The following is a 12,044-nucleotide window of genomic DNA, read 5'->3' on the forward strand; positions in this document are numbered from 1 at the left end:
AGCCATTGGTATGAAAACCGCTCATCGGTCAGCGACTATGAACAATCCGAAGTGCCAATGAGTTTTTACTTCCTCGTTGGCCCATACAGGTTTATTCCGCTATGACTCAACGCCGCTTCACTGAAATCAACGCCACTTATCGGCCACCGGCTCCCGGTGAACTAAACAAGCGCGCTCAGTTCCGTACCCGCGAAGATGTTCCCGGCAACGGGCATATGGGGGTTGATACCGTTTATCACAACACCTTTGATACCTGGGCCAAGTTGTCAGCCATTGGTGATTCTGTCCGTATTGGTTCGATGCAGATAGATGTTGCTATTACGCACCGCATTGTTATCCGCTACCGAACCGGCGTCACTACCGATGATGAAGTGGTAATTAATAAAATGGTTTATCGGGTCAAAGGCACCACCAACTTGAATGAAGCTAGCCGCTTTCTGGTTATCACTGCTGAAGAGCTGGGTAGCGTGGAAGCTATCGGGGAGGGCCATTAATGGGAATGGAAAGTTCTACCAGCGGTTTATATCTGCATGTCGATTTTGATAAACCTAAAGAGCTGGAATTCAACCAGAAAAGGGTCAGAAACGCCTTTGCTAAAGTGGGACGGGGTGTGCAAGACGAGGCGCGGCGACTGGTAGCACGCCATGCCATATCAAAGGCGGGTGAAGTACCTGGTACCCGCACCGGCGGGCTATCAAAATCCATCGGCTATAAAGTCCCCTCACCATCAGGCGGACGTCCGGGCTTTATGGTGCGTATCGCGCCTAACCAAAAAGGGGGCAGGCGAGCAACCAAGCTACCTTCTGGTGATGATTTCTACCCTGCGTTCTTGTTCTACGGTGTGAAACGCAAGGCCAGGCGAGGCAAGAGTCACCGAAAAGGTGCATCAGGAGGGAGTGGCTGGAAAATTGCGCCCCGTAAAAACTTCATGACAGAGGCGCTGGCCAATCGGCGAACATGGTCTGAGAAGGTGCTGTTCAATGCACTAAAAAAATCAGTGGTGGTTAAATGAAATTATCTCTCGTTATTGCCGCTTTGCGCCTGCGTTGTCCGTCATTTGAGGGGCGAGTGTCTGGGGCGGCAGAATATGAGCTGCTCCTCGAAAATGGCAAGATGGCACTACCCAGTGCATGGATTATCCCGACTAATGACACTGCCGGCGAACAACGGTCAAAAACTGACTATTGGCAGACAATTACCGATGGGTTTGCCGTGGTGGTAGTGGTGAGTAACAGTGCAGATCAGCGGGGTCAAAAAGCAGCATTTGATGCCGTGCATGATTTGCGCGCTGAGTTATTTAAAGCGCTATTGGGGTGGCAACCAGAACCGTGCTATGACCCGATTCAGTATGATGGCGGTAACCTGCTGGATACCAACCGCGCTCACCTTTATTTCCAGTACGACTTCTCTGCCAAAATTGAGATATCCGAAGAAGATACCCGCCAATGGGACGATCTTCAGCAGCTTGCAGAGCTGGAGCGGATCATGGTTGATGTCGATTTTATGACCCCTGACGGCAGTATTGAGCACAAGTTAAACATCCCTCTTAACGACGAGTAACCCCTTATGCATGTGATCCCCAAAGATGGCCGGTCAGTTCCTGACCCGGTTAGAGGTGACTTTTTGCCCGCAGAGGGCCGAAACGTCGATGAAAATATTTACTGGCACCGTCGGATAGCGTCAGGAGAAGTGACCGTCAAGGCCGCAGAACCTGAAGAAACCGCACCACCGGCACCCCTCGTTCAACCTGAGCAGAAGGCCAAAAAACAATGATCAGCTTTAACAACATCCCTAATGATTTACGGGTGCCGTTGTTCTTTGCCGAAATGGATAATAGCGCGGCGAATACGGCACAGGACAGCGGGCCATCACTGATTATCGCTCATGCGCTGGCAACCAGTTCGATTGAAAAGAACACTCTCGTCATTATGCCATCGGCAGACAGAGCGGGGCAGGTAGCCGGTCGAGGTAGCCAGTTAGCCCGCATGGTGGCAGCTTATCGGGCTGTCGATCCCTTTGGTGAGTTGTGGGTGGTTGCTGTCCCTGAAGTCGCGGGTGATCCGGCAACCGGCACACTCACTGTCACCGGTACCGCGCAAGCCTCTGGCGCTCTCGCTATTTATCTTGGCTCTACCCGAGTGCAGGTGATTGTCACCGCACTGGATACTCCGGCGATTATCGCTACCAGCATTGCTGCAGCAATTAATGCACTGGTTGATTTACCGGTGACCGCCATTGCTGCTGCAAGTGTTGTCACCCTCACGGCCAAAAACAGTGGCTTAACCGGTAATGGTTTGCCTGTCAGCCTGAACTATCGCGGTACGGTGGGCGGTGAGCAGAACCCCTCTGGCGTGAATGTGGCGATTGTTCCACTGGCTGGCGGGGCCGGTGCACCAAACCTGTCTGCCACTATTGCCACCCTGGGTGATGAGTTGTTTGATTTTATCGCCTTCCCGTTTAATGACTCGGCATCACTGGCCACTATCGGCAAAGAGATGAACGACGATACCGGGCGCTGGAGCTGGTCACGGCAGTTATATGGCCATGTGTATACCGCGAAAGTTGGCGATTTGTCGGATCTGGTGGCTTTTGGTGCCACATTCAACGACCCGCATCTGACTATTGCTGGCTATGAAACCGGCGTACAGATGGCAATGGATGAACTGATTGCGGCACGAACCGCGCGTAATTCGGTGTTTATCCGTAACGATCCGGCGCGACCTACGCAAACCGGCCTGTTAAATGACGCACTTCCGGCTCCGGTGGGGACGCGTTTCATTCTGTCCGAACAGCAATCCCTGTTAACTCACGGCATCGCTACAGCTTATAGCGAGGGCGGGGTATTACGCATTCAGCGTGATATCACCACCTATCAGAAAAACAGCTACGGCAATGCTGATAACAGTTTTCTTGATAGTGAAACATTGCATATCAGCGCTTACGTGTTGCGCCGGTTGAAGTCAGTGATTACCAGCAAGTATCCACGCCATAAGCTGGCGAACGATGGTACCCGTTTCGGTGCAGGTCAGGCGATTGTCACACCGAATGTCATTAAGGGAGAAATGTTATCCATTTACCGCCAACTGGAACGTGCAGGCATTGTGGAGAACTTTGAGCTGTTCAAACAATACCTGATTGTCGAGCGCAATGCGGATAACCCTAACCGGCTTGATGTGCTGTTCCCACCTGATTATGTCAACCAACTGCGAGTATTCGCGGTGCTTAATCAGTTCCGTCTGCAATATAGCGAAGAGGTGGTCTAAATGTCCCGAATTGGCGGTACGTGCTTTTTTAAAATTGATGGTCAGCAATTATCTCTGACTGGCGGCATCGAGGTGCCAATGAACACCGCGGTGAAAGACGATGTGATCGGGCTGGATGGTTCAGTGGATTACAAAGAAACTCACCGCGCCCCTTATACCAAAGGGACATTTAAAGTGCCCAAAAACTACCCGATCAGCAAGATCACTTCCGCCGACACCATGACCATCACCAGTGAGTTGGCAAATGGTCAGGTATATGTACTTTCCAGCGCCTGGCTACATGGCGAAGCGAACCATAATGCTGAAGAAGGCACGGTAGATATGGAATTCCACGGACAAGAGGGCTTTTACCAATGATTGTGACATTAAGCAGAGAAATTACCGTGGGTGGGGAAAAGGTCAAAGAATTAAATATTCGTGCGCCTGAATATGATGAAATTGCCAAGTTTGGTATGCCGTTCTCTTATTCGGATAACGGCAGCGCTAAAATTGACATGAGTTGTACGCTGGCATATTTACCGATACTGGCTGATATTCCCCCTTCATCAGCTAAGCAATTATTGCCGAAAGACTTGATCACTATCTCAATGCAGATTGTTGGTTTTTTTACGGCATCAAAAGTGTCAGCGAGCTAACTAGTCGCGTCTATAACGTTGCCTATTTTTGGCGCATGAACCCTCTTGCCGTCATGGCTTGCCCGCTATCCAAAATATTTGAGATGGAGGCGCAGGCCGAGCGCATTAATTCGGAGCTAAATAATGTCAGATAGTTTTCAGTTAAAAGCGATTATTACTGGCGTCAATAAATTATCTCCGGCGCTGACAACGATGCAGAAGGATCTGCGTAAGTTTAAGGGGGAATTTAAAGACGTTATGCAAAGTGTAGCGATGATGGGCGCGGCCATTGGTGGTGCTTTCATTATCCCAATTAATCAGGCGATGGAATTTGAATCCTCCATGGCTGATGTGCGTAAGGTTGTGGACTTTGACACGCCAGCCCAATTTAAGGAGATGGGAGAAGATATATTAAAGCTATCCACCGAACTCCCGATGGCTGCTGATGGAATAGCTGCCATCGTTGCCGCTGGTGGGCAGGCAGGTATTGCTCGTGCCGATCTGAAAGCATTTGCAACCGATGCAGTGAAAATGGGTATCGCTTTCGACCAGACAGCAGAAGAGTCTGGTCAGATGATGGCCCAATGGCGCACGGCATTTAAATTAACGCAAAGTGAAGTGGTCACGCTGTCAGATAAAGTTAACTATCTGGGGAATACTGGCCCTGCTAATGCGGCAAAAATATCGGAAATTGTGACTCGAATTGGCCCGTTAGGTAGTGTGGCGGGCCTTGCGTCGGGGGAAATCGCGGCAATGGGGGCGACTATTGCCGGGATGGGGGTAGAGTCGGAAATAGCTTCAACGGGTATTAAAAACTTTATGTTGTCGCTTACCTCTGGCACAGGTAAAGGATTAAAAGGGAAAGTATTAAAAGCTATAAAAATAGATCCTAAGCAACTGGCTGCGGATATGCAGAAAGATTCCAAAACCGCTATTTTAAAGGTATTGGATTCTGTCGCTAAATTACCTAAAGCTAAACAGGCTGCCGCACTGGAGGCGCTATTTGGTAGAGAATCGCTAGGGGCTATAGCGCCTCTCTTAACCAATATGGATTTACTGAGGGAGAATTTTAATAAAGTTGCAGATGCTCAGGTGTATGCCGGTTCAATGCAAAAAGAATATGAATCCAGAGCGGCAACCACGGCTAACGCAGTTCAATTACTGAAGAATCAGTTAGAGATTGCCAGTATTACTCTCGGAGATATGTTCCTGCCCTATATTACCGAGGGTACTAAAGAGCTTAAACCTTTATTAGAGCAGTTTCGGCAATGGGTTAAGGCCAACCCTGAATTAATAAAGACAGTATTTAAATTAGGGATTTATTTAATTTCTGTTGCTACTGGCGTAACAGCGGTAACGAAAGCAATCGGTATTATGAATTTCGTCACCAAAATGTCACCGCTGGGTAAATTACTTACCTTGCTGATCGGTGCGGGGGCGTTAATTGTGGCTAACTGGGATACAGTAGGGCCGGTATTTAAAGATGTATGGAATCAGATTAAGCCCATTGTCGATCTAGTGGGGGGCTGGGAAGGGGCAATGAAAGGGCTGGCGCTATATATGGCGGGTGATTTTGCGTTCTCATTTTTGAAAGGAATTAACGCTGGTGGTGCAGGTGTCAGAGGGCTTAATGGTGCATTAAAAACACTTATCTCTTATGGTGGTCAAATGGTCACTATCGGCGTGATCATCAGCTTATTTAAGCAACTGGACGATCTGGATAAAGAGGCTCAGGCTACCAATAAATCCAAAGGGGAAATTCTGGTTGATAGGCTTAAAAAAGGGGAGCAAGACAGAGGCTACACTGGATTTATTCCGCGCATGAAAGAGCTGTTAAATATGGATGGCAGCCAAAACTCTAAGGTGCCTTTAGCTTCTGCTCGGCCTCAGGCAGTCAATGGAGAAATCACTGTTAAGTTTGATAATGCCCCCCCTGGTATGGCAATTGTTGGCACTAAAACTAATCAGTCTGGTTTTGGCGTGGGTTATGATGTAGGTTACAGTCCGTTTTCCAATAGAAAATAAACAGAGAAGCTAATGAAATTAAACTCATTTTGTATTGTTCTATGTTTATCAGTCCTTTTATCTTCCGCATCTATTGCCTCTACACCAAAGGCAAAAAATCAACAATCTAAAATAGTCACTGAGTTTAATCAGTTTGTTGCTAACGATGGGAAAGACGAGAAAGGTCAGCCAGCGGTTAGGTCAATTAATTTAAAATGCAGCGGTGTCGAGGAGGCCATCATTATTAATGGTAGTAATCCGAATCCGCAGCCAATTCTCGTGGTGAGTAAACCCGAAACATTTAGCCTTAACCCTTCGGCACATGGCGGCATGTGGCCCGATTCTCTTGAGTTTGATGATATGACGGTGAAAAACATTATTGGATGGGAGTATCACTACAACGCTCCAAACGGCACAGTCTCGATCTCTATGAGAAATTCAGGGCATGTCGAAACAATAGTGAATACCAGCAAGGGAAAGAATAAAGGTGAGCACAAGTCTCAATGTACCGTTGTTGAGTAACTGTTAGACCACTAAAAATATAACCCACTTCGGTGGGTTTTTTTTCGCCCGGAGAATGTATGAGCTGGAAAGATAAGCTATTACCGGCCTCGTTTCGTGGTGTGCCATTTAAAACGCAAGAGGATGAGGCCACTTTCGGGCGCCGGACACAAACCCATGAATACCCCAACCGCGATAAGCCTTACTCCGAAGATCAGGGGCGGGTGACGCGGCGCGATACTATTTCAGCCTATCTGATAGGTGATGATTACCAGGCACAACGTGATCAACTGATTACCGCCATTAATCAGGCGGGGCCGGGGAAACTGATCCACCCGCAGTACGGCGAGCTAAATGTCTGTATCGATGGTGAGGTAAGCATTAGCCATAGAGCCTCAGATGGCCGTATGTGCACCATTAACTTTAACTTTGTTGAAGCCGGTGAACTCTCTTTTCCCACCTCTGGTGTTGCCACTGGCCAGAAGCTGGTTTCTTCCTGTGATGCCATGACCGATTGTGTGACTGATGCCTTCGGTAAGGATTTCGGGCTGGAGGGGATGGCTGACTTTATCCAGAACGGCGTTATTAGTGATGCCAGCGACATGATGAATACCGCTATTAAAACCTTTGACGGTGTGAATTCGGCTATTGCCGATGCGGGCCGCTTGCTGGATGGCGACTTGTCGGTGCTGCTGATGCCACCCAGTTCCGGCATGAATTTCGTTAATCGCCTGCAACGTATGTGGCGTTCGGGTAACAGTCTGCTGGGTAACAGCGACGACATTATCAATAAGATTAAGGGGCTGAGCGGGTTTACTGTGGGTCGTGATCTGGCCCCACATGGGGTATGGAAAACGGACAGCAAAACCATCCAGACCCAGACCACCCAGCGCAACGTGGTGGCTCAGGCCATCCGTACTACCGCACTGACTGAGGCGGCACAAAGCGTGGCTGATTTACCGCAGGCCCGCCCGCCACTGACTGCCACGGTGACCCCACAGGCGCAACTGCCGCTGGTCACTCATCCGGCGGTCACCTCGCTTAGCGACACCGTGGCAGTGACCCCGCCGGTAACCTACGAGGTATTGACGGAGATCCGCGACACCCTCAATACCGCCATTGATCAGGAACTGCTACGGGTGACTGATGATGCGCTGTTTCTGGCGATCAACACCGTGCGCGCTGATGTCAATCGCGATATCAGCATGCGGCTCGAGCAGATAGAAAAAACCACCTTCCGCACCCCTGATGAAGTGCTGCCCGCGTTGGTGCTGGCAGCTGACTGGTATGACTCTGCCGCGCGTGAAACTGACATTATCGGGCGCAACCAAATCACCCATCCCGGCTTTGTGCCGGTGAAAACACTACAGGTGCCAATTCGATGAATAACGATGTCACGCTGCGGGTGAATGGCCGTGAGTGGGTCGGCTGGACGTCGGTCTCAATCTCGGCCGGTATCGAACGTCTGGCCCGTGATTTTAATGTGGAAATTACCCGCCAATGGCCCGGCAGCGAAGAAGCCGGACACCTGCAGCCCAGAGTGAAAAAGGGCGATGCGGTCACGGTGTTGATCGGCACGGATCTGGTGGTGACCGGCTATATCGATGCCACACCGGTACGCTATGACGCCCGCTCAGTATCGGTGGGTATTGTTGGCCGCAGTAAAACCGAAGACTTGATCGACTGCGCTGCCCTGATAACCCAATTTACCGGGCGCTCTTTTGTCCAGATAGCGACCCAGTTGGCCGCGCCTTTTAGTGTCTCGGTGGTCAATGCCGGAGTGGAAAACACGCCGATGCAGGGGATGCAGGTGGATTACGGCGAAACTGTGGTCGATGTGCTGGATAAGATGATGGGCATTCAGCAGGTGTTGGCCTATGACAATCCAGCCGGTGCATTGGTGATTGGCCCGGTGGGTGCCTCACGCACTGTTACCGCACTGGTGCTGGGGGAAAATATTATCTCCTGTGACACCGAACAAAGTATCAAAGACCGCTTTTCTGAATACGTGGTAGCGGGCCAGCGGTCGGGCAATGACGACGATTTTGGCGCGGCCACCACCAATGCCATCCGGGCTAAAACCGTTGACGGTGGTGTCAGCCGCTATCGACCGATGGTGATCAAGCAGAGCGGCAATGCGACGGGTTCCTCGGTGATTGAACGCAGTCAGTTTGAAATGCTACGGCGGGCAGCGCGTACTGATGAGGTGACCTATACGGTGCAGGGCTGGCGGCAGGGGAATGGCGATTTATGGTCACCCAATCAACTGGTCACAGTGTTTGATCCGGTGTTGGGGTTTAACAACCGCGACATGTTAATCGCGGAGGTGACCTACAGCAAAAACGAGCAGGGAACCCTTACCCAGTTGCGGGTTGGCCCGCCAGATGCTTACTTACCAAAACCGCCTAACCCTGACAAGAAGCGCCGTAAGAAAGCCGAAGAGGACGAATTCTAATGAGTCGATTGTTGGATGGGATACAGCGCGGGTTATCCAATATGCTGGTTCGGGCGGTGGTTCGTCGCCTTGATTCCAGCAGTAAAAACCAGATGCTACAAATCCAGATGATTGCAGATGAGTTAAAAGACAACATCGAACATCTGGAACCTTATGGCTTTACCAGCGCCGCGCATACGGGGGCTGAAGCGTTTGCCGCTTTCCCCGATGGTGACCGCTCGCATGGGGTGGTGTTGGTGGTGGCTGATCGCCGCTACCGGATTAAAGGGCTGAAGTCTGGCGAGGTGGCAATTTACAGCGATGAGGGCGACAGCATTATTCTCAAGCGCGGCAACCAAATAGAGCTGAACACCAAACAGTTTATTGTGAACGCCGAGGAAAAAGCGGTATTCAACACGCCACTGATTGAAGCCAGCGGTCAGATCAAAGCTCAGGGCAATGTCGAGTCTGCGGCGGATGTTAAAGATAAAACCGGCACTATGGCGGCGATGCGCGGTCAATTCAACTCGCACACTCACCCGCACGGTGAGCCAAACACCGATAAGCCTAACCAGAAGATGGAGTAACTCATGATCCTGATGGTGAATGGTCAACAACAATCAGCCTCCACGCCCACCGATAACTTAACTCGCGCAGTGATTATTTCTCTTTTCAGCTGGCGTCGTGCTGATCCGGATGATGATTCAGAACTGCCGATGGGGTGGTGGGGGGACAGCTATCCCACCATACAAAATGACCGTATTGGTTCCCGTTTGTACTTGCTTCAGCGCACCACACTGACCCATAACACCGTCGAACTGGCCAGAGGCTACTTAGAACAGGCGCTAGCCTGGCTAAAAGACGACGGCATAGTTTCACGAATAGCCATCAATGTGCAGCGGCGCGGTACCGAGATACTGACCGCCGAGATAACCCTGTATCGTAATGATGGCAGTTCTCAGCTAATCACATTTGATGATTTATGGAGTGCACTCAATGGCTGACAGCGGATTTAACCGCCCGACACTTCCCCAACTCATTACCCAAATCCGCAGTGATCTTAATTCTCGCTTCCAAACTGATGCTGTTCTGCGCCGTACCGACACCGAGGTTTACAGCCGGGTGCATGCGGCGGCAGTGCATACGGTTTACGGCTACATCGATTATCTGGCCCGCAATCTGCTACCGGATCAGTGCGATGAGGATTGGTTAACGCGCCACGGCAATATGAAGCGCTGCCCACGCAAGGAACCCGCCACGGCGACCGGGTTTGTGCGCTGGGAGGGGGTCACCAACGGTATTGAAGTGCCTGCCGGCAGAGTAATTCAACGTGATGATTTGCAGGAGTACACCACCACGGCGGCGGTAACTGCTGTTGCAGGCGTTCTGCGGGTACCGGTGATTTGCTCTGTTGCTGGCACTGCAGGTAATACTGACGATGGTATCAGCATGGTGCTGACCCAACCGATTAACGGTTTGCCATCATCTGCCGCCGCTGACAGCATCGAAGGCGGTACCGATGTGGAGCCAGTGGACGAGTGGCGAGCGCGGATCATCGAACGCTGGTATTACACCCCACAGGGGGGCGCTGATGGTGATTACATTATCTGGGCTAAAGAGGTGCCTGGCGTCACTCGCGCCTGGACTTATCGCCACTGGATGGGGGCCGGAACGGTCGGCGTGATGGTGGCTAACAGTAATCTTGAAAACCCCATCCCGGATAATGCGGTGGTCAGCGCGGTGCGTGATCACATTCTGCCGCTGGCTCCGGTGGCAGGGGCCAGCCTTTATATTCTCGCGCCAGTGGCAAAAGTGGTGCCGTTCCATATTCGCCTCACCCCCGACACACCAGAAGTGCGCTATGCGGTCATTGCTGAGTTACGCGCTATGTTTCTACGTGATGGGGTGCCGGGTGGAACACTGGATCACTCGCGTATCAGCGAGGCTATCAGTATTGCCACTGGCGAATATAAACACGTTCTGGTCAGCCCGACCGATGATATCCCGCTGGCCGCGACTGAGCTGCCTATTGTGGGAGAGCTAACGTGGACTTAATCGACAGCTATAGCCAGTTATTAACAAACCTGCTGCCGCGTGGCCCGGCGTGGGAGGGGGATGATCCCCTACTGCTGGGGCTTGCACCGTCTTACTCCCGCGTTCATCGGCGTGGGGATGGTTTGATGGTTGAAGTTGATCCACGTACTACCACCGAACTCATTAGCCGCTATGAGCAATTAACCGGACTGCCGGACTCTTGTGCACCGCCCGGCGTACAGACCTTGGCCCAGCGGCAACAGCGACTGGATGCAAAAATTAATGTCACTGGCGGCATTAACAAGGCGTTCTATCTGGCACAACTGGCGGCACTGGGCTACCCGAATGCCACTATTACCCAGTTTGAAAGTGATGTTTTTCGCTGCACCTCGACCTGTATTGACTCGCTTTATGCAGAAGAGTGGCGCTACTGGTGGCAGGTCAACATGCCGAATGTCACTCAGATAACCGACATGACCTGTGCTTCTGTCTGCACCGACAGCCTGAGAACGTGGGGCGATACCACCGCCGAATGCGTCATTAACAAACTTTGCCCCTCACACACCTATGTGACTTTCTTATACCCGGAGTAACCCCTTATGCATCGTATTGATACCCCAACCGCCCAGGTTGATAAATTTGGCGCGGGCAAGAACGGCTTTACCCGTGGTAACCCACAAACCGGCGTACCGGCCACGGCATTGGATGATGATTACTTTGATGCCGTGCAGGAAGAACTGGCGGGAGTTGTTGAAGCAGCTGGCTTTGCTTTAAATAAAGCGAATCGCGCGCAATTACTGGCTGCCATACAACATCTGATTACTTTGGGTATTCCAGCGCTTAAAGATGCCTCATTAACTCAAAAAGGCATTGTTCAATTAAGTAACGCAACCAACAGCAACAGCCAGATACTGGCAGCTACGCCAAAAGCAGTCAGTGATTTGGGTGCTTCGTTATTAAAAATCACGAATAACCTATCTGAAATTAAAGATGCTGGCCCGGCAGCTGTTGCGCAGACTCTCTTAAATTTAGGTTTAGGTGATGGAAGTACATTGCCCGTTGGTGTTCCTGTGCCGTGGCCGCTTTCAGTGCCACCAACCGGCTGGATGAAATGTAATGGTTCATCTTTCAACACATCAGCAAACCCTAAGCTTGCGCTATGTTTCCCATCCGGAATACTGCCTGATTTGCGGG

Annotated in this window: 17 protein-coding genes; all 17 read left to right on the forward strand. The window is 51.0% G+C overall.

Going from position 1 to position 12,044, the window contains the following annotated elements; genetic code table 11:
* On the forward strand, positions 1–105 hold a 105-nt coding region (locus ACNSO8_RS07115; RefSeq protein ID WP_418394240.1), incomplete at its 5' end, for a head-tail connector protein.
* On the forward strand, positions 102–494 hold the full coding sequence (locus tag ACNSO8_RS07120; RefSeq protein ID WP_408560001.1) for a phage head closure protein: 393 nt from the start codon (positions 102–104) through the stop codon (positions 492–494). The genes ACNSO8_RS07115 and ACNSO8_RS07120, both read left to right, overlap by 4 nt.
* Positions 494–1,012, forward strand: coding sequence for a hypothetical protein (locus tag ACNSO8_RS07125; protein ID WP_418394228.1), 519 nt, complete (start codon positions 494–496; stop codon positions 1,010–1,012). The genes ACNSO8_RS07120 and ACNSO8_RS07125 overlap by 1 nt, the downstream gene beginning before the upstream one ends.
* A complete protein-coding gene (locus tag ACNSO8_RS07130) occupies positions 1,009–1,560 on the forward strand; it encodes a phage tail terminator protein (protein WP_418394229.1) in 552 nt (183 codons plus the stop codon). The genes ACNSO8_RS07125 and ACNSO8_RS07130 overlap by 4 nt, the downstream gene beginning before the upstream one ends.
* A gap of 6 nt (positions 1,561–1,566) precedes the next feature.
* Positions 1,567–1,773: a DUF2635 domain-containing protein gene (locus ACNSO8_RS07135; protein ID WP_019081889.1), complete on the forward strand. Its 207-nt coding sequence runs from the start codon at positions 1,567–1,569 to the stop codon at positions 1,771–1,773.
* Entirely contained in the window at positions 1,770–3,263 is a 1,494-nt protein-coding gene (locus ACNSO8_RS07140) for a phage tail sheath subtilisin-like domain-containing protein (protein WP_418394230.1), read from the forward strand. Before ACNSO8_RS07135 ends, ACNSO8_RS07140 begins: the two co-directional genes overlap by 4 nt.
* Entirely contained in the window at positions 3,264–3,620 is a 357-nt protein-coding gene (locus tag ACNSO8_RS07145; RefSeq protein WP_411927797.1) for a phage tail tube protein, read from the forward strand.
* Positions 3,617–3,898 carry a phage tail assembly protein gene (locus ACNSO8_RS07150; protein WP_418394231.1) on the forward strand — a complete coding sequence of 94 codons (282 nt, stop codon included), beginning with the start codon at positions 3,617–3,619 and terminating at the stop codon, positions 3,896–3,898. Before ACNSO8_RS07145 ends, ACNSO8_RS07150 begins: the two co-directional genes overlap by 4 nt.
* Before the next feature lie 123 nt (positions 3,899–4,021).
* Positions 4,022–5,902 carry a phage tail tape measure protein gene (locus ACNSO8_RS07155; protein ID WP_418394232.1) on the forward strand — a complete coding sequence of 627 codons (1,881 nt, stop codon included), beginning with the start codon at positions 4,022–4,024 and terminating at the stop codon, positions 5,900–5,902.
* A gap of 12 nt (positions 5,903–5,914) precedes the next feature.
* A complete protein-coding gene (locus tag ACNSO8_RS07160) occupies positions 5,915–6,403 on the forward strand; it encodes a hypothetical protein (RefSeq protein ID WP_019083754.1) in 489 nt (162 codons plus the stop codon).
* A gap of 59 nt (positions 6,404–6,462) precedes the next feature.
* The gene (locus ACNSO8_RS07165; protein ID WP_418394233.1) at positions 6,463–7,767 is read left to right on the forward strand and encodes a DNA circularization protein; all 1,305 of its coding nucleotides are present in this window, start codon (positions 6,463–6,465) and stop codon (positions 7,765–7,767) included.
* Complete coding sequence (locus tag ACNSO8_RS07170; protein WP_418394234.1) at positions 7,764–8,837, forward strand: phage baseplate assembly protein; 1,074 nt, start codon at positions 7,764–7,766, stop codon at positions 8,835–8,837. Before ACNSO8_RS07165 ends, ACNSO8_RS07170 begins: the two co-directional genes overlap by 4 nt.
* Complete coding sequence (locus ACNSO8_RS07175) at positions 8,837–9,403, forward strand: phage baseplate assembly protein V (RefSeq protein WP_418394235.1); 567 nt, start codon at positions 8,837–8,839, stop codon at positions 9,401–9,403. Before ACNSO8_RS07170 ends, ACNSO8_RS07175 begins: the two co-directional genes overlap by 1 nt.
* Before the next feature lie 3 nt (positions 9,404–9,406).
* Positions 9,407–9,820, forward strand: coding sequence for a phage GP46 family protein (locus ACNSO8_RS07180; RefSeq protein WP_418394236.1), 414 nt, complete (start codon positions 9,407–9,409; stop codon positions 9,818–9,820).
* Complete coding sequence (locus ACNSO8_RS07185) at positions 9,813–10,871, forward strand: baseplate J/gp47 family protein (RefSeq protein WP_418394237.1); 1,059 nt, start codon at positions 9,813–9,815, stop codon at positions 10,869–10,871. The genes ACNSO8_RS07180 and ACNSO8_RS07185 overlap by 8 nt, the downstream gene beginning before the upstream one ends.
* On the forward strand, positions 10,862–11,443 hold the full coding sequence (locus ACNSO8_RS07190) for a YmfQ family protein (protein ID WP_418394238.1): 582 nt from the start codon (positions 10,862–10,864) through the stop codon (positions 11,441–11,443). The genes ACNSO8_RS07185 and ACNSO8_RS07190 overlap by 10 nt, the downstream gene beginning before the upstream one ends.
* 6 nt (positions 11,444–11,449) lie before the next feature.
* A partial coding sequence (locus tag ACNSO8_RS07195; protein WP_418394239.1) for a phage tail protein occupies positions 11,450–12,044 on the forward strand: 595 nt, incomplete at its 3' end.

It is taken from the genome of Yersinia sp. LJYL362 (assembly GCF_048323875.1).

Coding starts and splice junctions, on each gene's coding strand:
- ACNSO8_RS07120 (WP_408560001.1), top strand. CDS start 102: ATGACTCAACGCCGCTTCACTGAAATCAACGCCACTTATCGGCCACCG.
- ACNSO8_RS07125 (WP_418394228.1), top strand. CDS start 494: ATGGGAATGGAAAGTTCTACCAGCGGTTTATATCTGCATGTCGATTTT.
- ACNSO8_RS07130 (WP_418394229.1), top strand. CDS start 1,009: ATGAAATTATCTCTCGTTATTGCCGCTTTGCGCCTGCGTTGTCCGTCA.
- ACNSO8_RS07135 (WP_019081889.1), top strand. CDS start 1,567: ATGCATGTGATCCCCAAAGATGGCCGGTCAGTTCCTGACCCGGTTAGA.
- ACNSO8_RS07140 (WP_418394230.1), top strand. CDS start 1,770: ATGATCAGCTTTAACAACATCCCTAATGATTTACGGGTGCCGTTGTTC.
- ACNSO8_RS07145 (WP_411927797.1), top strand. CDS start 3,264: ATGTCCCGAATTGGCGGTACGTGCTTTTTTAAAATTGATGGTCAGCAA.
- ACNSO8_RS07150 (WP_418394231.1), top strand. CDS start 3,617: ATGATTGTGACATTAAGCAGAGAAATTACCGTGGGTGGGGAAAAGGTC.
- ACNSO8_RS07155 (WP_418394232.1), top strand. CDS start 4,022: ATGTCAGATAGTTTTCAGTTAAAAGCGATTATTACTGGCGTCAATAAA.
- ACNSO8_RS07160 (WP_019083754.1), top strand. CDS start 5,915: ATGAAATTAAACTCATTTTGTATTGTTCTATGTTTATCAGTCCTTTTA.
- ACNSO8_RS07165 (WP_418394233.1), top strand. CDS start 6,463: ATGAGCTGGAAAGATAAGCTATTACCGGCCTCGTTTCGTGGTGTGCCA.
- ACNSO8_RS07170 (WP_418394234.1), top strand. CDS start 7,764: ATGAATAACGATGTCACGCTGCGGGTGAATGGCCGTGAGTGGGTCGGC.
- ACNSO8_RS07175 (WP_418394235.1), top strand. CDS start 8,837: ATGAGTCGATTGTTGGATGGGATACAGCGCGGGTTATCCAATATGCTG.
- ACNSO8_RS07180 (WP_418394236.1), top strand. CDS start 9,407: ATGATCCTGATGGTGAATGGTCAACAACAATCAGCCTCCACGCCCACC.
- ACNSO8_RS07185 (WP_418394237.1), top strand. CDS start 9,813: ATGGCTGACAGCGGATTTAACCGCCCGACACTTCCCCAACTCATTACC.